Genomic DNA, 22,813 nt, shown 5'->3' with positions numbered 1-22,813 from the left:
TCTTGGTGCGCCTCTTCAGGAAAAGATTGCTTCTGTCTGGAAACATCCGTTCAAGGTGCTTCAGACTAATCCAGTCTATTTGAACAGGGAACATACACAGGCCATCCGGGCCACCATCCTGAACCCTTATTGGATTGCTTTCCGGCAGATGGGCGTCCTGCTCGTAGCTACTGCCCTGCTGCTGGTCTTCGTGGCCGGATGCATCGTCTATCAAGTGCGCATCATCATCCGCCAGAACCGGATAGCCCGCCTGCGGCAAGATTTCACCTACGCCATGATTCACGACATGAAGACGCCCATCACCACCATTTCCATGACCGGACATACGCTGGAAAGCGGCCTGCTGGACCGGAACCCCGAACTGAAGAAACAGTATTTCGCCATTCTGAACGAAGAGAGCGCCCACCTGCTCAGTTTGTCTGAAAAGGTTCTGACCATCGCCAAGTTGGAGCAGTCGCGTCTGAAGCTGGCGCAGGAACAGGTCAGCCCCTCTGTTCTGTTCGACGAACTGATACAGAAATACCGGGTCAAGACCGACAAGGAAGTGAGTCTTGAAAAACATTGTCCGGACCTTCTCACGGTAACGGCCGATGCCGAATACCTGAAGGAAGCCCTCGTCAATCTGATAGACAATTCGCTGAAATATTCCGGTGAGCGAGTGACTATCCGTCTGTCTGCCGAGGAACATGGCCGCAATGTCCTCATCAAAGTGTGGGATAACGGCTGGGGCATCCCGCTGAAGCGGCAGAAGCACATCTTCGAGAAATTCGACCGCGGCGGACTGGAATACAAGAAAGAGAAGAAAGTGTCCGGCTTCGGCCTGGGGCTGAACTTTGTGTACAAAGTCATCACGGCCATGGGTGGAAGCGTTTCGGTAAACAGTATAGAGGGTGAGTTCAGCGAGTTCACGCTGGCTCTGCCCGTTCAAAACCATAAATTATGATAAGAGTATTGCTGGTAGAAGACGACAAGAACCTCTGTTTCATCCTGAAGAGTAGCTTGGAGCAGATGATAGGCGGCTACGAGGTGACCGCCGCCCTCAACGGCAAGGAGGGTTTGGAACTGTTGGAGCAAAGGCCGTTCGATGTGATAGTGTCCGACGTGGAGATGCCGGTCATGGACGGCATGACGATGGTGCAGCACATCCGCCGACGCTATCCCCGGCTGGCCGTCATCTTCATCACCGGACTGACGACGGCACGCGACGTCATTAACGGCTATCAGTCGGGCGCCGACTTCTACATCAAGAAGCCTTTCCTGCCCGAAGAACTGAATGCACACATTCAGGCCGTGCTGCGGATGAAGCAAAATGTATCCGCTCCGCAGGAAGAAGAAGCTCCTGAAGAAGAATATGCCATCGGCGGTTATCGCTTCCTGCCTGCACAGCACCAGCTCTGCTACGGCACGGAGCGCCAGGCGCTGACGCCCAAAGAGGCGCGGATACTCGAAATGCTCTGCCGCCGGAAAGGCCAAGTAGTCCAACGCGACGACATCCTGACCGCTGTATGGGAAACGGCCGACTTCTACTCCTCACGCAGCCTGGACGTCTTCATCACCAAGCTCCGTAAGTATCTTTCCCTGGACCCGGCTGTCTCGCTCAAGTCGCTGAAAGGTGTGGGAGTCTGCCTGGAGGACTGAATGCGGTCACGCGGTGGTGGAAGAGGGGATATGTTTCAGGCGCGGATGCTGCGGACATTGTAGCAGTCCGCGCATCCACGCCTGAGAGTTGGCAGTTGTCTGCCTTGAAACCTTTCCGTGTTATTTGTTGTCCCGCAAATCTCTGACTCGAACGGCTTTGCCTTCGCTTTGCGGCAGAGAACCTTTCTTGACGAGTTTCACCTTGGGTGTCACCAGAATCTCGTCTTTCAATTGGCGGGTGATGTCCTTGCGGATTTTCTCCAGTTCGATGTAGTTGTCGGTGGAGAGGTCGCTAAGTTCCACTTCCACCACCATTTCGTCCTGATTGTCCACTGTTTCCAGCGTGATGAGGTAGTTGCTGCCCAGTTGGGGGAACTGTACCAGTATCTTCTCCACCTGCATGGGGAAGATGTTCACGCCCTTGATGATGAACATGTCATCGCTGCGTCCCTTGATGCGGTCTATGCGCAGGTGGGTACGTCCGCAGGGGCAGGTGCCGGGCAGGATGCGGGTCAGGTCGCGTGTGCGGTAGCGGATGAGCGGCATCATTTCGCGGTCGAGGGTAGTGAGCACCAGTTCGCCTATTTCGCCTTCGGGTACCGGTTCGCCCGTTTCGGGGTCGATGATTTCTACCAGGTAGCAGTCTTCCCAGAAGTGCATGCCGTTCTGTTCGGTACATTCGAAAGCCACCCCCGGTCCGTTCATTTCGGTCATTCCGAAGCTGTTGTAGGCTTTCACTCCCAGCATCCGTTCAATCTTTCTGCGTTGTTCGTCGGTGTGGGGCTCGGCTCCAATCAGCAGGGTTCTCAGGGTCGTTGACGTAGGGTCGATGCCCTCTTCCTGGAACACTTCGGCCAGACGGATGGCGTAGCTGGGAATGGCGTGCAGGGCTGTGGTCTTGAAGTCCATGATGAACTTGATCTGGCGCTTGCTGTTGCCGGCAGCGGCAGGAACGGTCAGGGCGCCCAGGCGCTCCGCACCGTATTGGAAGCCCAACCCTCCTGTGAACATACCGTATCCCGAACTGTTCTGGAAAACATCCGTCTTGCGCACCCCCACCATGTACAGGCAGCGTGCCACCAGGTTAGCCCATGAATCCAGGTCGTGTTGCGAGTGGACAATGACGGTCGGTGTGCCGGTCGTGCCGCTGGACGAGTGGATGCGCACGCCGTCCTCGCGCATGTTGCCTGCCACCAGTCCGAAGGGGTAGTTGGCCCGCATGTCGGCTTTGGTGGTGAAGGGAATTTTGCGTATGTCGTCTACGGTCCGGATGCAGTCTGGCGTGATGTGATGTTCTTGGAAGACTTTCTTGTAATAGGGAGAGTTGGCTGCAATGCTGATGGTCTTCTTCAGCCGTTGTACCTGAAGTTCACGCAGTTTCTCCCTTGGCATGGTTTCTATGTCTTCTTCCCAGTATTTGTCGTTCATGGTATTCAAGTTTTAGTGGATGTTTTTGTAATTCGGATGTGTTCTCTTACATGGTTTTCTCTGCAATCTCTTTTCCGGCGGCCAGGGCCTTGAGATTCATGTCAACGACTGCATCTCCCTTGCGTTGGAAAATTTCGCGGATGCTGTCCTGTACCTTATTATAATCTATCCCCAGGAACGGAATGGTGGCACCCAGCAGGACGATGTTGGCTACCCGCGGCGAGCCTACTTCCTTGGCCACTTCGTTCACGTTGAGCACAATCTTGTGGGGCAGTTTGTCCAGTTCGCCTTTGATGGCTGCCTCGTCCGGATAGTTGGGGATGTTGATGAACGGTGCTTCGTTGGTCACCAGCCATCCTTCGGGACCCAGGTAGGGCAGGTAGCGCAGGGCTTCCATCGGTTCCAGGGAGATAATCAGGTCGCACTTGCCGGTCGGAATCAGGTCCGAGGCGATGGGGCGGTCGCTGATGCGCAGGTTGGACTGTACGTCGCCACCCCGCTGGCTCATGCCGTGCACTTCTGCCTGTTTCATGTAGAGTCCGTCCTTCAGGGCGGCCTGGCCTATGACGGTGGCGATGGAGAGGATGCCTTGTCCTCCCACGCCGGAGAGTATGATGTCTTTTTTCATGATGTTTTATTTGTTACGTTTTTTGCGGGCTAAAGTCTGGATACACTCTCTGCGGGGGATGATGACGGACACGCCGCGGTACTCGATTTCCTCGCGGATGACGGCTTTCATCTCCTCATAATTCTTTTTCAGCGGGACTACCACACGGATATGTTCGGGGGCTACGCCGATGCCGGCACAAATGGCCTCGAGGCGTCCTGTTCCGGCCGAATCCTGTCCGCCCGTCATGGCGGTCGTCTCGTTGTCCGAGATGACAATCGTCACGTTGGCATTCTCGTTCACGCAGTCCAGCAGGCCGGTCATGCCCGAGTGGGTGAAGGTAGAGTCGCCGATGACAGCTACGGCCGGATGCAGACCTGCGTCCGAAGCACCCTTGGCCATGGTGATGGAAGCTCCCATGTCTACGCACGAGTTGATGGCGTTGAAAGGTGCGTTGGCTCCCAGTGTGTAGCAGCCGATGTCGCTGAACACCTTATGGGTGGGATATTCTTCCTTGAGCACTTGTGTCAGCACGGTGTACATGTCGCGGTGGCCGCATCCGTCGCACAGTGCAGGCGGGCGCATTTCCACCAGCGAGGGGACACCGAACTGGGCCTTGTTTTCCTTGCCTACGGCCCGTGCCACTTTGTCGGGGTTCAGTTCGCCGTCTTGCGACAGGGTTCCGTCCAGGCGTCCTTTCACTTTGACCCCGATGCCCAAGTAACCTTTAATCAGTCTTTCTACAAAGGGTTGTCCGTCTTCCAGTACCAGAATTTCGTCGCACGTTTCCACCAGCTTCATCAGCTGTTTCTTGGGGAGCGGGTATTGGCCTATCTTCAGTACGGGATATTCGCAGCCTTCGGGATAGTTTTCCATCAGGTAGTTGTAGCCGATGCCGCAGGCCACGATGCCCAGCTTTTTGTTGGGGCCGTCCGTGTAGCGGTTGTAAGGAGACTCTTCGGATGCCTTGATGAATTCCTCCTGACGTTCCAGCAGGGCCTTGTAGCGTTTGCGCGCATTGCCCGGCAGCAGGATGAACTGGTGCGGGTCGTTGCCGAAGGACAGTTCGTTCTGCGTCTGCTGCTCCTTGCGCTCCACGCCCGAGCGGGAGTGGGCCAGGCGGGTCACCATACGCATCAGGATGGGTTCGCCCGTCTGCTCGGAGAAGGCAAAGCCGCTGTATGTCATGTCGTATGCCTCCTGCTGGTTGCTGGGTTCGTACATGGGAATCAGTGAAAAGTCGCCGTAGAAGCGGCTGTCCTGCTCGTTCTGCGAGGAGTGCATGCTGGGGTCGTCTGCCGCCACTACAATCATGCCGCCTCTGACGCCGGTGATGGCCGAGTTGATGAAGCAGTCTGCCGCCACGTTCATGCCCACATGCTTCATGCAGACCAGCGAACGCTTTCCGGCAAAGGACATGCCCAGCGCAGCCTCCATGGCAGTCTTTTCGTTGGAGCACCAGCGGTTGTGGATGTTCCGTTCGGCGGTGATGGGCATACTCTGTATATATTCTGTGATTTCTGTTGAGGGGGTGCCGGGATAGGCGTAAACGCCCGAAAGTCCGGCATCCAGCGCAGCTTGTGCTATGGCTTCGTCGCCAAGTAAGAGTTGTTTGCTCATAGATTGGATTGTTTAAGTTTGGGTCTCGTTTTTCAATAATGCTCGCAAATATAGCCTTTTGCTTTTATTTTATCACAATTTCACTTGAAAATCTTTCTTTTATTTAATGCTGCCCAGTATTTTCTGGCATTTCTCATGTGCTCCGCATAGTTGGAGGCAAAGTTGTGCGTGCCCGAGAAGTCCTCCTTGGCGCACATGTAGAGGTAGTTGTGCCGGGTGTAGTCCAGTACGGCGTCCAGTCCCGCGGGTGTGGGGATGCGGATGGGGCCGGGAGGCAGCCCGGTGTTGAGGTAGGTGTTGTAGGGCGAGCGGACGTTCAGCAGGTCGTTGGTGATGCGTCGCAGGGCGAAGTCCTGCACGGCAAACTTGATGGTGGGGTCGGCCTGCAGGGGCATTCCCTTCTTCAGGCGGTTGATGTAGAGTCCGGCCACCACGGGCTTTTCGGCCCGGTTGTTGGTCTCCTCCTCCACGATGGAGGCCAGTGTGGCCACTTCTTCGGGCGTCATGCCGATGGCTTCCGTCTTTTTCAGCCGTTCTTCGTTCCAGAAGCGTGCGTGCTCCTTCTGCATCCGGTCGAAGAACTCGTCCGCCGTCATGTCCCAGTACACCTGGTAGGTCTCGGGGATGAACAGGGCGGGGAGTGTCTCCTCCCGATAGCCCAGTTTCTGCCGGTAGAGGGAGTCGTGCATCAGCTGTGCAATCTCGGCCGAGTCTATCATCAGCTGCCTGCCCACGTTGCGTGCCAGCCGGTCCAGCGTCCGCACGCTGCCGATGGTCAGGTTCATGGGTTCCTGATAGCCGCGGTAGAAGCGGCTGAACACGTGGTAGGCATTCTCGCCCGGATGGATGGCATAGCGTCCCGTATGGATGTTTGAGGCATAGTCGCGATACTTGGCAAGCCACCTGAAACCCTGAAAACGGTTGCAGCGGCCCGCGGCCTTTACCTTGTCATAGACGGAGTCTGCCGTGTCGTCGCGGTCCACGTAGACATACGCCGTCTTTGCGGGGTGGAACTGGGGAGCAAACAGGAAGTAGTACACCATTCCGGCGCCTGCCAGGCCGATGAGGAACAGGGCGATGACTCCTCCCCAAATCATTCTTTTGGTTCTTTTCTTCATATCGTTGTCTTAATGGGGGGTAAAGGTATAAAGAATCTGCGAAATGCAAACCCTGTCCGGCCCGTTGTTTTCGGATTTTTATACAATGTGGAAGGACGTGCGAGGACACTTGCATTGCGTTCGGACCGTACAAGTGTCCAGCGCGGGCCGTGCAAGTGTCCAGCAAACGTAATGCAAGCGTTCACCGCGGACCGTGCAAGCGTCCGGCAAATGAAGAGCCGTACCCCCTTCAGAAGTACGTGTAGGGCCTGTCGGGTAAGCTTCTGACGGCTGTTCACCGCTTTCGGAAGGATGGTATGGGCATTGTTTGGAAAATAATTTTTCTCAACAACAAATACGGGCGCGCACAAATATTGCACGACGCATGAAGCGTATGCTTTGTCTTTGTCTCGCAATTTGATGTATCGGGAAAATAATTTGTGGAGGGGAAGAGAGCCGATAGCCGGACTTGAACCGGCGACCTACGCGTTACGAATGCGTTGCTCTACCAACTGAGCTATATCGGCGGGCTGTTGTTTACGGGGTGCAAAGGTACAGCTTTATTTGAATCTGCAAAAAGAATTGGCGACTTTTTTAGAGTTCTTTGTCAAATTCCCGGCTTGGAGTCCCCCCCCTGTTTGGGTAGTAGTTCCTTTTATAGATACCTGGTAGGGCTGAATAGACTTTAGTATCTGTGTCTTTGGGGTGTTCAGATTGCCATTAATTAAATTTAACGGCCGTGTTTCTATTATAATCTTGTTTAAAACAGTACCTTTGTTCGCTAAAAGCAGAATGTTTGTTCCTTTTTGAGACTAATCCTTTGAAACGTGCGGGATTTTCTATTAATTTGCTGCTTCAAAGGAATAGACAATGCGAATCCGGTGTTTTATGGGTCTGGTTCCGGAAAGCGTGTGGAGCAGGGCAGACTGCTCATTTTCTGGCTTTGGACTTGTGAAACTTACAACATTATTAATTATAACAATCAAGAGAAAAAATGAAAAAATTAGCAGTTTTGGGTTTGGGAGTTTGCATCCTGTTTGCATTCTCTTCTTGTAAATCGAGTGAAAGTGCTTATAAGAAAGCTTACGAGAAAGCCAAACAGCAGGAGCTGGCTGAACCGCAGAATACGGTTCCGGCTGAAGAGGTGTCGCCTGCCATCAGTGCTCCGACAGAAGTGAAGGTCGTGGAAAGTGCTCCGGCCGAAGTCCGGCAGGAAAAAGTGACGGTGGTGACGGGTTCGCAAGATGGCCTGAAGGATTACAGTGTGGTATGCGGCAGTTTTGGCGTGAAAGCTAATGCTGAAAGCCTGAAAGGCTTTTTGGATAAAGAAGGCTATAATGCCATTGTTGTGTTCAATGCTGAAAAGGCGATGTATCGGGTGGTTGTAAGTACGTTTGCTACCCGTGCCGAAGCTGAAAATGCCCGCGATGCCTTCAAGGCTCGCTATCCGGGTCGTTCGGACTTCCAGGGTTCCTGGTTGCTGTATCGTCTCTGATGATAAACCGACTTCTTTTTGGTAATTCATAGAGGGGAGCTTTTCTCCTCTCCTTGATAAGGTGGCGGCTGTGAAGTTGCCACCTTTTTTATGGGTATGCTCGGCATGCTTATTGTCTTTGGGAAAGATCGTATCTTTGCCCGAGAGAGTTTAACGGACGCCGGATAACAGCGTGATTTCACTGAAGTAGGCAGAGTATTCGACAGCGGTGTGGCTATCTCTTCGGTCTGATGCGCACGCTATTGGAGGAAAGTTGCCGTTTCATCCCCGTCATAGGGTCGAGTTGCATAAAGACAGCGGCCCGATGTGCCTGTGTGGAGATACTGACCATAGTAAACCGACAGCCCAATCCCATCTGTTGTGGAATTTCCAAATGGAAAGTATATGGATGGTTAATTCTTCATCCCGATTGTAAAGCCTCATTTTTGAGTTTGTGAAAAGTGTTAATAAATACTGTCTCGGAGTTTAAAAGAAGTTATAAAACCTTTTGGAAAACTATTTGCAATAGAATAGTTTCTACTTTTGTCCCCCATATCAGAGAGCACAGTATGGAACAGCATTATATATTAGAGGCAATTGATGCCGCTTTGTTGGCTGGTAGGGAAATTCTTGCGGTGTATAATGACCCGTCTTCCGATTTTGGAATTGAAAGAAAAGCGGATAATTCTCCGTTGACCCTTGCCGACAAGAGGGCACATGAAATTATTCGGAAGAGGCTGGAACAGACACCTTTTCCCATGTTGAGCGAGGAAGGTATTTCCGTCCCTTATGCTGAAAGGTGCGGATGGGAGACTTTCTGGATGGTCGATCCGTTGGACGGCACTAAAGAGTTTATCAAACGCAACGGAGAGTTTACGGTGAACATCGCTTTGATTGTCGGGACGAAGCCGGTGATGGGCGTGGTATATGTGCCGGTGACGAAGGAACTCTATTGGGGAGTCGAGGGCGACGGAGCCTATCGGCTTGCCGGCATTACCGACGGCGATGGCCGGACGCTGGAAGCATTGAAGGCGGACGCCGTCCGCTTGCCCGAAGTGGAGGAGCGTGACAGATTTGTCATTGTGGCCTCCCGTTCACACCTGACGCCGGAGACGGAAGCCTACATAGAGGAAATGAAGCGGAGTCATGGCGATGTGGAACTGATTTCCAGTGGCAGTTCTCTGAAGATTTGTCTGGTGGCTTGCGGAAAGGCCGACGTTTATCCCCGTTTTGCGCCTACCATGGAGTGGGACACTGCAGCCGGGCACGCTGTGGCGAAGGCGGCCGGCAAGGAAATCTATCAGGCCGGTACGGAACAGCCTTTATTATATAATAAGGAGAATCTGCTGAATCCGTGGTTCATCGTGGAAGACAAGCATGCACATCCTAAAGCCGAAAGCCTATGACGTTTGAGATTGTATTTGTACTCCTGGCGTTGCTGGGCATGGTCGTTGCTTTGATTATGGACAAGATGCGTCCCGGCATGGTGCTCTTTTCGGTGGTGGTGCTGTTCTTGTGTGCAGGCATCCTGTCGCCCAAGGAAATGCTGGAAGGATTCAGCAACAAGGGCATGATTACGGTGGCCATGTTGTTCCTGGTCAGTGAGGGCGTGAGGCAGTCCGGTGCATTGGGGCAGATTATCAAGAAGTTGCTTCCGCAGGAAAAGACCAGCGTGTTCAAGGCTCAGCTCCGCATGTTGCCCACCATCTCCTTTATTTCCGCCTTTCTGAACAATACGCCGGTGGTCGTTATCTTTGCCCCCATCATCAAACGATGGGCCGAGGCGGTGAAGTTGCCCGCCACCAAGTTCCTGATACCCCTTTCCTACGTCACCATCCTGGGTGGTATCTGTACGTTGATAGGCACTTCCACCAATCTGGTGGTACACGGCATGATATTGGAAGCCGGTTTCGAGGGCTTTACCATGTTTGAGTTGGGGAAGGTCGGTGTATTCATTGCTCTGGCAGGTATTGTCTACCTGTTGTTGTTCTCGTCCAAACTGTTGCCGGATGTCCGCCAGGAGGCGATAAAGTCGGACGAAGAGCATGGAACCTTACATCCGGTAGAGGCCGTGCTGGGTGCCCGTTTCCCGGGCATCAACAAGCGGTTGGGAGCTTTCGACTTCAAGCGCCACTATGGGGCGGAAGTGATAGAAATCAAGCGGGGTGGAGCCAGCATCACCCAAAATCTGGCCAATGTCCGCCTGCGCGAGGGTGATACACTGGTTGTCATGGCCGATGATACTTTCATTCAGGCGTGGGGCGAGTCTTCGGTCTTTGTCCTCCTGGCTAACGGCAAGGACGTGGATACGGCTGCCGGCAGGGGGAAGCGCTGGTTTGCACTTGTCTTGCTGGTGCTGATGATTGTCGGAGCTACAGTGGGCGAACTTCCTGCCGTGAAAGAGGCTTTCCCGTCCATCCGTCTGGACATGTTTTTCTTTGTTTCGGTGACTACCGTCATCATGGCATGGACTAAAATCTTTCCGGCCCGCAAGTACACCAAATACATTTCCTGGGACATTCTGATAACTATTGCCTGCGCTTTTGCCATCAGCAAGGCTATGGTCAACTCCGGCGTGGCCGATGCCGTGGCCTGCTACATCATTGGCATGACGGAGCACTACGGTCCTCATGTGCTGCTGGCGGCCCTGTTTATCATTACCAACCTGTTTACCGAGCTCATCACCAACAATGCGGCGGCAGCTTTGGCGTTTCCGCTTGCCTTGTCCATTTCGTCTCAGTTGGGAGTGGATCCCATGCCGTTCTTTGTGGTCATCTGCATGGCGGCTTCTGCCAGTTTCTCCACCCCCATAGGTTACCAGACCAATCTGATTGTGCAGGGCATCGGTAACTACAAGTTTATGGATTTTGTCCGCATCGGACTGCCGCTGAATCTCATAACCTTTTTGATTTCTGTATTTCTGATACCTATTATCTGGCCTTTTTAAACAGTAATGACATAAGATATGACAAAAAACGATAACATATATCCCATATTCGACAGCATGTTGTCACGTCGGGACAAAGAGGAACTCCTGGGGCAGCACAGCGTCATGGTTTGGTTTACGGGACTGAGCGGTTCCGGCAAGAGTACGATTGCGATAGCCCTTGAACGGGAGCTGCACAAGCGCGGCCTGTTGTGCCGCATTCTCGATGGCGACAACATCCGCAGCGGCATTAACAGGAACTTGGGATTCAGTGCGGAAGACCGCGTGGAGAATATTCGTCGGATAGCAGAGGTTTCCAAACTGTTCATCGACACCGGCATCATCACCATTGCCGCCTTTATCAGCCCCGGCAACGACATCCGTCAGATGGCTGCCGACATCATCGGACGTGAAAACTTCTTGGAAATTTACGTCAGCACTCCGTTGGAGGAGTGTGAGCGCAGGGATGTCAAGGGCTTGTATGCCCGTGCCCGTCGTGGCGAAATCAAGGACTTTACGGGTGTGTCAGCTCCTTTCGATGTCCCCGCTTCGCCGGCACTGACGCTCGACACTTCCGTGCTGACGCTCGAAGAGTGCGTCAACCGCCTGCTGGAGCTTGTATTACCGAAAATTCAGAAGAGAGAGATATAATTATGGAAGAATATAAGTTAAGTCATTTGAAGGAGCTTGAGGCAGAGTCTATTCATATCATTCGTGAGGTGGCTGCCGAGTTCGAGAATCCGGTCATGCTCTACAGCATCGGCAAGGATTCGTCTGTGATGGTGCGTCTGGCCGAGAAGGCCTTCTATCCGGGTAAGGTTCCCTTCCCGTTGATGCACATTGATTCCAAATGGAAGTTCAAGGAAATGATTCAGTTCCGCGACGAATATGCGAAGAAATACGGCTGGAACCTGATTGTGGAGAGTAATATGGAAGCCTTCCGTGCCGGTGTGGGGCCTTTCACCCATGGCAGCAAGGTGCATACCGACCTGATGAAGACGCAGGCTCTGCTGCATGCGCTGGACAAGTACCGCTTCGACGCCGCTTTCGGCGGTGCCCGTCGCGACGAGGAGAAGTCGCGTGCCAAGGAACGTATTTTCTCCTTCCGTGACAAGTTCCACCAGTGGGACCCCAAGAACCAGCGTCCCGAACTGTGGGACATCTATAACGCCCGTGTACACAAGGGCGAAAGCATCCGCGTGTTCCCCCTGAGCAACTGGACGGAACTGGACATCTGGCAGTATATCCGCTTGGAGAACATTCCCATTGTGCCCCTGTACTTTGCCAAGGAACGCCCCTGTGTGGAAATTGACGGCAACCTGATTATGGCTGACGACGACCGCCTGCCCGAACAATACCGTGACAAGATACAGATGCGCATGGTGCGCTTCCGCACGCTGGGATGCTGGCCGTTGACGGGTGCGGTGGAGAGCAATGCCGACACTATCGAGAAGATAGTGGAGGAGATGATGACCACTACCAAGAGCGAGCGCACCACCCGTGTAATTGACTTCGACCAGGAGGCGAGCATGGAGCAGAAGAAGCGCGAAGGTTACTTTTAAATTAAAAGAAAGGACAAGCTATGGATAAGAATTTAGATATAAAGGCTTTTCTTGACAAGGACGAACAGAAAGACCTGCTTCGCTTCCTGACGGCAGGTTCGGTGGACGACGGCAAGTCCACGCTGATAGGCCGCCTGCTGTTTGACAGCAAGAAATTGTACGAAGACCAGCTTGATGCCCTGGAGCGTGACAGCAAGCGGATGGGGAATGCCGGCGACCACATAGACTATGCCTTGTTGCTGGACGGACTGAAGGCTGAACGTGAGCAGGGTATCACCATCGATGTGGCCTATCGTTACTTCTCGACCAATAACCGTAAGTTCATTATTGCCGATACGCCGGGACACGAGCAGTACACACGCAACATGATTACCGGCGGTTCCACGGCCAACCTGGCCATCATTCTGGTCGATGCCCGGATGGGTGTCATCACCCAGACCCGCCGCCACACGTTTCTGGTATCCTTGTTGGGTATCAAGCACGTGGTGCTGGCCGTCAATAAAATGGACCTGGTGGACTTCTCGGAAGAGGTGTTCAACCGGATTGTGGCCGATTATAAGGAGTTCGTTGCGCCGCTTGGCATTCCCGATGTCACTTGCATTCCCCTTTCGGCACTCGACGGCGACAATGTGGTGACGAAGTCGGAGCGCACTCCCTGGTACGGAGGCATCTCCCTGCTCGACTTCCTGGAGACGGTACACATTGACAACGATCATAACCTGAGCGATTTCCGTTTCCCAGTGCAGTATGTCCTGCGCCCCAATCTGGACTTCCGCGGTTTTTGTGGAAAGGTTGCTTCGGGCGTTGTGCGCAAGGGCGACGAGGTGCTGGCCTTGCCTTCGGGCAAAAAGTCGCGCGTCAAGAGTATTGTTACTTACGACGGTGAACTGGATTATGCCTTTTCTCCCCAGTCTGTCACGTTGACGCTGGAGGACGAGATAGATGTGTCGCGCGGTGAGATGCTGGTACATCCTGACAACCTGCCTATCGTAGGCCGTAACTTTGAGGCGATGCTGGTGTGGATGGACGAAGAGCCGATGGATGTCAACAAGTCGTTCTTCATCAAGCAGACCACTAACCTGAGCCGTACGCACATTGATTCCATCAAGTATAAGGTGGATGTCAATACGATGGAGCACCTTTCGCTGGAGAACGGCAGGCTGACCCAAGAGACCCTGCCGATGCAGCTCAACCAGATTGCCCGCGTGGTGCTGACCACGGCCAAAGAACTGTTTTTTGACCCCTATCAGAAAAACAAGGCTTGCGGCTCGTTTATTCTGATAGACCCCATTACGAACAACACCAGCGCCGTCGGTATGATAATCAATCGGGTGGAGGACAAGGACATGCACCTGTCTGCCGACATTCCTGTACTCGACTTGCCCAAGTTGGGTATTGTTCCCGAACATTACGAAGCCGTGGAAAAGGCGGTGAAGGCACTGGAACGTCAGGGCATTGGGGTGAGAATTGTGAAATAAGTTACTCAAGTTTCGCAGGTGCGAATTGAAAATCGGCGAAGCCAGACTTGCAGGAGTTAAAGGAGTTAGAAGAAGTTACCGCCCACTAAGGTGGGCTTGGGAGTTAAAAGCCAATAGACAAGATAATGAGGAACGGAGGAATGAAGAACGGAAAAATGAAGAATGAGGAATGAGGAATGAGGAATGAAGAATTTATTCATCACTTACCCTTAACCCTTAACCATTTATCATTAACCGTTTACCATTCATAAAAGGTATTGGCTTAACTCCTTGACTACAACCCGTTAGTAAACTTGCGAAACTGAAATGAAATAAGTTACAAAGATTGATATGGGATTACTTGAATTCAATAAACTGCCGATCAATACGCTGGTCGGTGCAGACTGGAAGACCTTTAAGGCGATAACGGACGGGCGGAACATCGGTGCTGCCTACAAAGGCAAGTACCGCCTGACGAAGATGGTCTGCCGTCTGCTTTCCCTGCTGGTCCCCTTGCAGGACAGACGGTATGAGAAACTGTTGGCAGACAAACCGCTGGAGCATGACCCTGTGTTCATCTTGGGCCATTGGCGCAGCGGGACAACCTTTGTCCACAATGTCTTTTCTTGCGACCGTCATTTCGGCTATAACACGACCTATCAGACCGTGTTTCCACACCTCATGATGTGGGGGCAGCCTTTCTTCAAGAAAAATATGAGCTGGCTGATGCCCGACAAGCGTCCTACCGACAACATGGAGCTGGCGGTCGACTTGCCTCAGGAAGAGGAGTTCGCTTTGGCCAATATGATGCCTTACACCTATTACAACTTCTGGTTCTTTCCTGAATACCAACAGGAATATGCCGACAAGTATCTGTTGTTTGATGACATTACGGCCGACGAACTGAAGGTGTTTGAGGACACTTTTATCAAACTCATCAAGATTTCCCTTTGGAATACGCATGGCACCCAGTTCCTCAGCAAGAACCCGCCGCATACGGGTCGGGTGAAGGAGCTGGTGAAGATGTTCCCCAATGCCAAGTTCATCTACCTGATGCGCAATCCTTATACGGTGTTTGAGAGTACACGCAGCTTCTTTACCAACACTATCCAGCCCCTGAAACTGCAGGACATAGACAATGCCGTACTGGAGCAGAACATCCTGTCCGTCTATGCCAAACTCTATCATAAGTATGAGGCGGACAAAAGTTGTATTCCGGCCGGAAATCTGATAGAAGTGAAGTTCGAGGATTTTGAGGCCGACGCGATGGGCATGACAGAGCATATCTACGAGGCTTTGTCCATTCCCGGCTTTGCAGAAGCCCGCGATGCCATCAGCAAATATGTGGGCGGTAAGAAGGGATACAAAAAGAATAAGTATCAGTACGATGACCGTACAGTGCGTCTGGTGCAGGACAATTGGGGTTTTGCACTGAATCAGTGGGGATATGAGATTTAAAAAAGGAGGAACCATGCAGATAAAAACATTTGTTTCAGCATTACTGTTTGTCATGGCGGGCGCGTCGTCCGTATCGGCCCAGCACAACGTGGAGATGTTGCCTTTCGGCAATATGGACCAGTGGGTAGATCGTCAGATTAAGGAATCCTCCATTATTGGAGGTGAGACCAAGCATGTTTATGCCATAGCGCCTACCGCTACCATTCAGGACAATAGTGCCTACAAAAATATGGGCGGTTCCCCGTGGGCCACTTCCAATGTGATGGCTCGGGTAGCCGGCATCACGAAGACCAATACATCCGTCTTCCCCGAGAAAAGGGGCGACGGCTATTGCGCCCGTCTGGACACCCGTATGGAAAGCGTGAAGGTGTTTGGGATTGTGGATATCACCGTGCTGGCGGCTGGCTCTATCTTTTTGGGGGAGGTTCACGAACCTATCAAGGGCACCAAGAATCCGCAGAAGATGTTGGATTCGGGCATTCCTTTCACCAAGAAGCCCATTGCCATTCAGTTTGATTACAAAATCAAGATGTCCGACCGCGAGAACCGTATTCGTGCCACCGGCTTCAGCCGCATTACGGACGTGGCCGGAAAGGATTTTCCGGCTGTATGCCTCTTTTTGCAGAAGCGCTGGGAAGACAAGGACGGCAACATCTATGCCAAGCGCGTGGGTACCATGGTCGTACGTTATTATACGACAACTCCCGACTGGCGCAACAACGTTACTTATCCCATCATGTACGGCAACATTACGGGCGATCCTGCCTACAAGTCACACATGATGCGCCTGCAGGTGGAGGAACGTTATGCCTTGAACAGTAAGGGCGAGAGTGTGCCTATTCAAGAAGTGGCTTGGGGCACGGAAGACGATGTGCCTACCCATCTTGTCCTGCAATTTACTTCCAGTCACGGTGGTGCCTACATCGGTTCTCCCGGAAATTCTTTCTGGGTGGACAACGTGAAACTGGTATATTGATTGGAAGCAAATCGTTGTCTCAAGTTTCGCAAGTGCAAATTGAAAATCGGCGAAGCCAAACTTGCAGGAGTTAAAGAAGTTAAAAGGAGTTATCGCCCACCAAGGCGGGCTTAGGAGTTAAAGCCAATAGACAAGATAATGAGAAATGAAGAATGAGGAACGGAAAAATGAAGAATGAGGAATGAAGAATGAAGAATTTATTCATCACTTACCATTAACCATTTACCATTTATCATTAACCATTAACCATTTACCATTCATAAAAGGTATAGGCTTAACTCCTTAACTGCAACCCGTTAATAAACTTGCGAAACTTAATTCATTGATTTTTGCGCATCTCAATAGCGGAATTTGATGAATTCTGTTCTTCCATTCATCACTTATTGCTATTTTCGTGGCGTGAAGCCCGGTGGGGAGCCGGACGGGACTTGTAATACAAAAAAGGAATGTTATGGCAAGAATAGCGAAGAATCTGACAGAACTGATCGGACATACCCCGCTGATGGAATTGGCGGGATATAGCCGGAAGTATGGTTTGGCAACTAATCTGGTAGCCAAATTGGAGTCGTTCAACCCCGCAGGCAGCGTGAAAGACCGTGTAGCCCTGTCCATGATAGAAGATGCGGAGGCGCGCGGCGTATTGAAGCCGGGTGCCACGATTATAGAACCTACCAGCGGCAACACGGGGGTAGGGCTGGCCATGGTCGCTACCATCAAAGGCTATCACCTGATACTGACCATGCCCGAAACCATGAGCGTAGAGCGCAGGAACCTGCTGAAGGCATTGGGGGCTGAAATTGTTTTGACGGACGGACGGACGGGCATGGCCGGCTCTATTGCCAAGGCCGAAGAGTTGAGAGAAGCCATTCCTGAATCTGTGATTCTTCAGCAATTTGAAAACCCTTCCAATCCGGCTGCCCATGAACGCACTACCGGCGAGGAAATCTGGTCGGATACAGAAGGACGCGTCGATGTCTTTGTGGCAGGTGTGGGTACCGGCGGTACGGTCTGTGGGGTGGCGCGAGCCTTGAAGCGTCACAATCCGCATGTCTATGTGGTGGCTGTTGAGCCGGCTTCCTCTCAGGTGCTGGCAGGCGGCCAGGCGGCTCCTCACCGCATTCAGGGCATTGGGGCCAATTTTGTTCCTGCCATCTATGATGCAACGGTGGTGGACGAGGTGATGCCTGTGCCCGATGATGAGGCTATCCGTGGAGGGCGCGACTTGGCTGCTACCGAAGGCTTGCTGGCAGGCATCTCTTCAGGAGCAGCAGTCTATGCGGCCCGTTTGTTGGCCGCACGGCCGGAGTTTGCGAACAAAACGATTGTTGCTTTGTTACCTGATACAGGAGAACGCTATCTGTCTACCGAGTTGTTTGCGTTCGATGCCTATCCTTTGGATTGATTTCGGTCGGCGTAGTTTGCCTTTTGGGTCAACTTTAAAACTGTTAGCGGTTTCTTATTGAAACCGTTTGGATAATGTAGCATGAAAAAAATACTGTTTTGTTTTCTCTTTGGGTGTACGATGGCGGCATCTGCCGGTGCACAGACTTACCAGGAATTGAGCGATCGTGCCCTGGCTGCTATTGAACAGGACAGCTTGGCGCAGGCCGAGGATTACATCCGGCAGGCTTTGAAGTTGGAGCCGGCCAATCCCCGCAACGCGTTTTTGTTTTCCAATTTGGGCGTCATACAGCGGAAACAGCGGCGTTATGAGCATGCGCTGGAGTCTTATACATTTGCCTTGAACTTCGCTCCGCATTCTGTGCCCATCCTGTTGAATCGTGCCGCGCTTAATCTGGAGTTGGGGCGGGACGATGCCGCCCGTGTCGATTACTCGTTGGCGCTGGATAAGGAGAAAGACAATCAGGAAGCTTTGCTGATGCGTGCCTATATTTATATGAAGATGCGCGACTATAAATCGGCCAGGGCCGACTACGAACATCTGCTGAAGCTCGATCCCTCCAGTTATAACGGACGTCTCGGACTGGCTACGCTGGAGCAAAAGGAAGGCAGGCTGCCTGAAGCGCTTTCACTGCTGAACCGCATGATTGACGAACAATCCGGACAGCAGACTGAACGTACGCAATTGGCTGTGCTCTATGTGGCAAGGGCCGGGGTGGAGCAGGAGATGCAGCATCCTGAATCGGCTCTTCTGGATTTGGAAGAGGCGATGCGGCTGGATTCGTCACAGGCCGAAGCTTACCTGACGCGTGGTCAAATCTATCTTTCTCAAGGCAAGAAAAAGCAGGCCAGACAGGACTTTGAGAAGGCTGTCTCGTTGGGCGTACCGCAAGCTGAATTGCGCGAGCTGATGCGCCAATGCCGTTGAGCCATTATTTCCTTACTTGCTGAACTTCTTGATGGCTTCCACGAAGTATTTGCCGTACTTTTTCTTTTTGTATTCTCCGATTCCGCTGATGTTTCCAAATGCTTCGATGGTAGTAGGGCGGGAGGTGCAGAGCTGATGCAATACCTTGTCCGACAGGACGATGTAGGCGGGCAGTACTTCCTGGTCGGCCAACTGTTGGCGCAATGCCCGCAAGACGTCGAGGAGTTCTTGCTGATTGCCTCCGTTGCCTTCCATCCCCGGTACTTCTGTCCGGGAGCCTTTCGCGGCCCTTTTCTGTTTTTCCGTTCCTTTTTCTTCCCGTTTGATAACGACCAGTTGTGCGCGGGCTCTGCCAAACAGTACTTCACTGCCTGCGGGGGTCACCTTCAGGTGGTTGTGCTCGTTGTAGGCAATTTCGAAATAGCCCAGTTGCAGCATTTGCAGCAGGTAGTCCTGCCAGTCGCGAGCCGGGATTTCACGACCGGCTCCGAATGTTTTCAGCTTCTGATAGCCTTTCTCGGTCACTTCAGGGCTGGCCGTCCCACGCAGGATGTCTACGAGCACGCCTGTGCCTATCTGTTGCCCGGCCCGTACCAATGCGCTGAGCGCTTTTTGTACAATGATTGTGCCGTCAAATCGCTCCGGCGGATTCTTGCAGACATCGCAATTGCCACAGTCGTGGTTAACGTTCTCTCCGAAATAGCTTAACAGGATGCGTCGGCGGCAGATGTCAGACTCTGCATATTGCTGCATGCGTTGCAGCTTTTCGAGGCTAATTTCCTGCTGACCGCTTTCGGCCGCAAATTTGCTGAGTTGGATCAGGTCGCCCAATGAGTAGAAAAGGAGGGTGTCGCTCGGCAATCCGTCGCGTCCGGCACGTCCTATTTCCTGATAGAAGCTTTCGATGCTTTTGGGCAGGTTATAGTGGATAATCCAGCGTACGTTGCTCTTGTCTATCCCCATGCCGAAGGCAATGGTGGCGCACACCACCTGTATCCGGTCGTTGATGAAGTCGTCCTGAGCCTCGTTCCGCTTGTCGGCAGACAGGCCTGCGTGGTAAATGGCAGCTCGGATTCCGTGCTTGCCCAGCATTTGCGCCACCTGCTCTGTGCCGTTGCGGCTCATGCAATAGATGATGCCGCTTTCACCCGGATGGCGGGCAATGAAGTCCAGAATGGCATTGTCCTTCTCCCGCTTCCGGTAGCCTCGTTTTACGGCAAGGCTCAGGTTGGGGCGGTCAAAGGAGGAAATAAAGACCTTCGGGTTGTTCAGGCGTAATTGTTTGACAATGTCGTCACGGGTCAGTTTGTCGGCCGTTGCGGTAAGTGCGATGATGGGGACGTCGGGAAATTGCTGATGCAGGAATCCCAGCTGGGTATATTCGGGTCGGAAGTCGTGTCCCCATTGCGAGATGCAGTGGGCTTCGTCAATGGCAAACAAGGAGATGTGCATGTCGCGCAGCAGATAGTTGGCTTCGGCCATCAGTCTCTCCGGAGAGATATACAGCAGTTTGAGCTTTCCCTCCGTGCAGGCGCGGCGCAACGATGCGTTTTGGGTTTCATCGTTGGCGCTGTTCAGGGCTCCTGCGGGGATTCCGTTGGCCGAGAGCGATTCCACCTGGTCTTTCATCAGCGAAATCAGGGGTGAGATGACAACAGCCGTTCCCTCTGACAGCAGGGCCGGAAGCTGGTAGCAGATAGACTTGCCGCCGCCCGTAGGCATCAGCACCAATGCGTCTTTTCTGGCCAGCAGATGGCTGACGATGTCTTCTTGCAGGGGGCGGAAACTGTCATATCCGAAATAGGTTTTGAGTGTATGCAGCATTCTGTTTATATCTGTTTTTTGATTTTCGGGCAAAGTTACATCATTTAAAGTCTAAAATACAAATAGAATCGGATTTAGATGTGATTAATTGTTGAGAGTGTAAAAGAGTTAATAATTCTTATTATCCCTGTATTACTCCTTTTATTTGCCTTATAAGCATGTTTGGCAACAAAAAATGTGTACTTAAAAGTTGCATATTTGAAAAAAATGTCAGACTTTTGTATCGTCTTTAGGTGAACCCTATGGATTATATTTATTTTAACAAACCTAACCAGTTAATTCAAATGAGTGATTTAGAAATGAATGTGCAGGAGGAAGTGCAGAAGAAGCGTCCTTACAACCTGCGTGAAAAGAAAGAGAAGAATGCGGCCTACCGCTCGCTGATCCGTCCGGAATTGGCGGATGAATTGTACGACAAGATTTTGAACATTATTGTGGTTCAGAAGAAGTACAGAGATCCTGAATACTCTGCGAAAGATTTGGCTAAAGAGTTACAGACGAATACCCGTTATCTGTCTGCCGTGGTAAATTCCCGTTTTGGTATGAATTATTCCTGCCTGCTGAATGAGTACAGAATAAAGGATGCCGTACATTTGTTGACAGATAAGCGTTATGCAGACAAGAATGTGGAAGAAATCAGTACGATGGTGGGGTTTGCCAACCGCCAGTCTTTCTATGCTGCTTTCTATAAAAATATCGGTGAAACGCCCAACGGCTATCGTAAAAGGCATGCTGAAAAGAATAAGAAATAATTTTGGATGAAATAATGTTGTGAAAAAGGAAGTGTCTCGGAAGTAATGTTTCGGGAAACTTCCTTTTTCTACGTTTTTCGGTTCATTTTTCTATCATAAACACTACTTGACCCCCATGAAAAAGACATTGATGGTAACGGTGGCCGCCCTGTCATTGCTAACGGCGTGCGGCGGAAACCCCAAAACAACTGCTGAGGCAGAAAAATTTGATTATACAGTGGAACAATTTGCAGATTTACAGATTTTACGCTATCGCGTACCCGGCTTTGAGGAGTTGACCCTCAAGCAGAAAGAATTGGTTTACTACCTGACGGAAGCGGCCTTGCAAGGACGTGACATTTTGTTTGATCAGAATGGAAAATACAATCTGACCATCCGTCGTGCCTTGGAGGCTGTCTATACAGGTTATCAAGGCGACCGCAACTCGGCCGACTTCAAGGCTATGGAGGTTTATCTGAAGCGGGTGTGGTTCTCCAACGGCATCCACCATCACTACGGATGCGAGAAGTTCGTGCCGGGCTTTACCCCCGAATTCTTCAGACAGGCACTGGCTTCGGTCGATGCTTCCACGCTTCCGCTGGCCGAGGGGCAGACGTTGGAACAGTTCTGTGACGAACTCTTCCCTGTGATATTCGACCCCGCCGTGATGCCCAAGCGCGTCAACCAGGCCGACGGCGAAGACCTTGTGCTGACCTCTGCCTGCAACTATTACGACGGCGTGACCCAGCAGGAGGCCGAAGACTTCTATAACGCGCTGAAAGACCCCAAGGACGAAACGCCCGTCTCCTACGGACTGAACAGCCGCCTGGTGAAGGTGGACGGCAAGATTCAGGAGAAAGTCTGGAAGGTGGGCGGCCTTTACAGCCCGGCTCTGGAGAAAATCGTCTATTGGCTGAAGAAGGCCGAAGGCGTGGCCGAGACTCCCGAGCAGAAGGCGGTCATCGCCAAGCTGGTGGAGTATTACGAGACGGGCGACCTGAAGACGTTCGACGACTATGCCATCCTCTGGGTGAAAGACCTGAACTCGCGCGTCGACTTCGTGAACGGATTTACCGAAAGCTACGGCGACCCGCTGGGCATGAAGGCCAGCTGGGAGTCGCTGGTCAACTTCAAGGACCTGGAGGCAACCCGCCGCACGGAGACCATCAGTGCCAACGCCCAGTGGTTTGAAGACCACTCGCCCGTGGACAAGCAGTTCAAGAAGGAAGAGGTGAAGGGCGTGTCGGCCAAGGTGATTACCGCCGCCATCCTCGCCGGCGACCTCTATCCGGCCACGGCCATCGGCATCAACCTGCCCAACGCCAACTGGATTCGCAGCCGTCACGGCTCCAAGTCGGTGACCATCGGCAACATCACCGACGCCTACAACAAGGCTGCCCACGGCAACGGCTTCAACGAAGAGTTCGTCTACAGCCAGGCCGAGCTGGACAACATCGACAAGTATGCCGACCTGACCGACGAGCTGCATACCGACCTGCACGAATGCCTCGGCCACGGTTCCGGCAAGCTGCTGCCGGGTGTTGACCCCGACGCGCTGAAGGCTTACGGCTCCACCATCGAGGAAGCCCGTGCCGACCTCTTCGGCCTGTATTACGTGGCCGACCCCAAACTGGTCGAACTCGGCCTGCTGCCCGACGCCGATGCCTACAAGGCGCAGTTCTATAC

19 protein-coding genes and 1 tRNA gene are annotated in these 22,813 nt (G+C 52.5%); 14 read left to right on the top strand and 6 right to left on the bottom strand.

Annotated features, from left to right (window positions below):
* Both Q1Y74_RS07175 and Q1Y74_RS07170 read left to right on the top strand, forming a co-directional pair.
* The coding region (locus tag Q1Y74_RS07175; protein WP_300813346.1) for a HAMP domain-containing sensor histidine kinase at positions 1-943 on the top strand (943 nt) is incomplete at its 5' end.
* A complete protein-coding gene (locus tag Q1Y74_RS07170; RefSeq protein WP_300813344.1) occupies positions 940-1,638 on the top strand; it encodes a response regulator transcription factor in 699 nt (232 codons plus the stop codon). The genes Q1Y74_RS07175 and Q1Y74_RS07170, both read left to right, overlap by 4 nt.
* 120 nt (positions 1,639-1,758) lie before the next feature.
* Here the strand turns inward: Q1Y74_RS07170 and Q1Y74_RS07165 are convergent, their stop codons facing one another.
* The 5 genes from Q1Y74_RS07165 to Q1Y74_RS07145 form a co-directional block, all read right to left on the bottom strand.
* Positions 1,759-3,066, bottom strand: a complete 1,308-nt coding sequence (locus Q1Y74_RS07165) for a phenylacetate--CoA ligase (RefSeq protein ID WP_300813341.1) — start codon at positions 3,064-3,066, stop codon at positions 1,759-1,761.
* A gap of 46 nt (positions 3,067-3,112) precedes the next feature.
* Positions 3,113-3,694: an indolepyruvate oxidoreductase subunit beta gene (locus tag Q1Y74_RS07160; protein ID WP_300813339.1), complete on the bottom strand. Its 582-nt coding sequence runs from the start codon at positions 3,692-3,694 to the stop codon at positions 3,113-3,115.
* Between the two features lie 6 nt (positions 3,695-3,700).
* Positions 3,701-5,293: a thiamine pyrophosphate-dependent enzyme gene (locus Q1Y74_RS07155; protein ID WP_300813336.1), complete on the bottom strand. Its 1,593-nt coding sequence runs from the start codon at positions 5,291-5,293 to the stop codon at positions 3,701-3,703.
* Between the two features lie 80 nt (positions 5,294-5,373).
* Positions 5,374-6,411: an endolytic transglycosylase MltG gene (gene mltG, locus Q1Y74_RS07150; protein ID WP_300813334.1), complete on the bottom strand. Its 1,038-nt coding sequence runs from the start codon at positions 6,409-6,411 to the stop codon at positions 5,374-5,376.
* A 433-nt stretch (positions 6,412-6,844) separates the two neighbouring features.
* Positions 6,845-6,917, bottom strand: a tRNA-Thr gene (locus tag Q1Y74_RS07145).
* 467 nt (positions 6,918-7,384) lie between these two features.
* Between Q1Y74_RS07145 and Q1Y74_RS07140 the strand changes: the two genes are divergently transcribed.
* The 10 genes from Q1Y74_RS07140 (at position 7,385) to Q1Y74_RS07095 (ending at position 18,572) form a co-directional block, all read left to right on the top strand.
* Positions 7,385-7,885, top strand: a complete 501-nt coding sequence (locus Q1Y74_RS07140; protein ID WP_300813333.1) for an SPOR domain-containing protein — start codon at positions 7,385-7,387, stop codon at positions 7,883-7,885.
* 548 nt (positions 7,886-8,433) lie between these two features.
* Complete coding sequence (cysQ, locus tag Q1Y74_RS07135; RefSeq protein WP_300813331.1) at positions 8,434-9,270, top strand: 3'(2'),5'-bisphosphate nucleotidase CysQ; 837 nt, start codon at positions 8,434-8,436, stop codon at positions 9,268-9,270.
* A complete protein-coding gene (locus tag Q1Y74_RS07130; RefSeq protein ID WP_300813329.1) occupies positions 9,267-10,811 on the top strand; it encodes an SLC13 family permease in 1,545 nt (514 codons plus the stop codon). Before cysQ ends, Q1Y74_RS07130 begins: the two co-directional genes overlap by 4 nt.
* An 18-nt stretch (positions 10,812-10,829) precedes the next feature.
* Positions 10,830-11,441, top strand: coding sequence for an adenylyl-sulfate kinase (gene cysC, locus Q1Y74_RS07125; RefSeq protein WP_300813327.1), 612 nt, complete (start codon positions 10,830-10,832; stop codon positions 11,439-11,441).
* The gene (gene cysD, locus Q1Y74_RS07120; RefSeq protein WP_300813352.1) at positions 11,441-12,352 is read left to right on the top strand and encodes a sulfate adenylyltransferase subunit CysD; all 912 of its coding nucleotides are present in this window, start codon (positions 11,441-11,443) and stop codon (positions 12,350-12,352) included. Before cysC ends, cysD begins: the two co-directional genes overlap by 1 nt.
* Positions 12,353-12,372: 20 nt before the next feature.
* Entirely contained in the window at positions 12,373-13,830 is a 1,458-nt protein-coding gene (cysN, locus tag Q1Y74_RS07115) for a sulfate adenylyltransferase subunit CysN (protein ID WP_300813324.1), read from the top strand.
* Between the two features lie 330 nt (positions 13,831-14,160).
* On the top strand, positions 14,161-15,267 hold the full coding sequence (locus Q1Y74_RS07110) for a sulfotransferase (RefSeq protein ID WP_300813322.1): 1,107 nt from the start codon (positions 14,161-14,163) through the stop codon (positions 15,265-15,267).
* A 52-nt stretch (positions 15,268-15,319) separates the two neighbouring features.
* The gene (locus tag Q1Y74_RS07105) at positions 15,320-16,243 is read left to right on the top strand and encodes a PCMD domain-containing protein (protein ID WP_300813350.1); all 924 of its coding nucleotides are present in this window, start codon (positions 15,320-15,322) and stop codon (positions 16,241-16,243) included.
* A gap of 451 nt (positions 16,244-16,694) precedes the next feature.
* Entirely contained in the window at positions 16,695-17,645 is a 951-nt protein-coding gene (cysK, locus tag Q1Y74_RS07100) for a cysteine synthase A (RefSeq protein ID WP_300813319.1), read from the top strand.
* A gap of 81 nt (positions 17,646-17,726) precedes the next feature.
* Positions 17,727-18,572, top strand: a complete 846-nt coding sequence (locus Q1Y74_RS07095; protein ID WP_300813317.1) for a tetratricopeptide repeat protein — start codon at positions 17,727-17,729, stop codon at positions 18,570-18,572.
* A 12-nt stretch (positions 18,573-18,584) separates the two neighbouring features.
* Here the strand turns inward: Q1Y74_RS07095 and recQ are convergent, their stop codons facing one another.
* Positions 18,585-20,396, bottom strand: coding sequence for a DNA helicase RecQ (gene recQ, locus Q1Y74_RS07090; RefSeq protein WP_300813314.1), 1,812 nt, complete (start codon positions 20,394-20,396; stop codon positions 18,585-18,587).
* A 284-nt stretch (positions 20,397-20,680) separates the two neighbouring features.
* Here recQ and Q1Y74_RS07085 point away from each other — a divergent pair, with 284 nt between their 5' ends.
* Together Q1Y74_RS07085 and Q1Y74_RS07080 are read left to right on the top strand one after the other, a co-directional pair.
* Positions 20,681-21,148, top strand: a complete 468-nt coding sequence (locus tag Q1Y74_RS07085; protein WP_300813348.1) for a helix-turn-helix domain-containing protein — start codon at positions 20,681-20,683, stop codon at positions 21,146-21,148.
* A 115-nt stretch (positions 21,149-21,263) separates the two neighbouring features.
* On the top strand, positions 21,264-22,813 hold a 1,550-nt coding region (locus tag Q1Y74_RS07080; protein ID WP_300813312.1), incomplete at its 3' end, for a dihydrofolate reductase.

The organism is uncultured Bacteroides sp. (assembly GCF_949298305.1).
Taxonomy (GTDB): domain Bacteria; phylum Bacteroidota; class Bacteroidia; order Bacteroidales; family Bacteroidaceae; genus Bacteroides.
The sequence above is the reverse complement of the archived record's forward strand: the minus strand, read 5'-3'. Positions and strand labels throughout refer to the sequence as shown.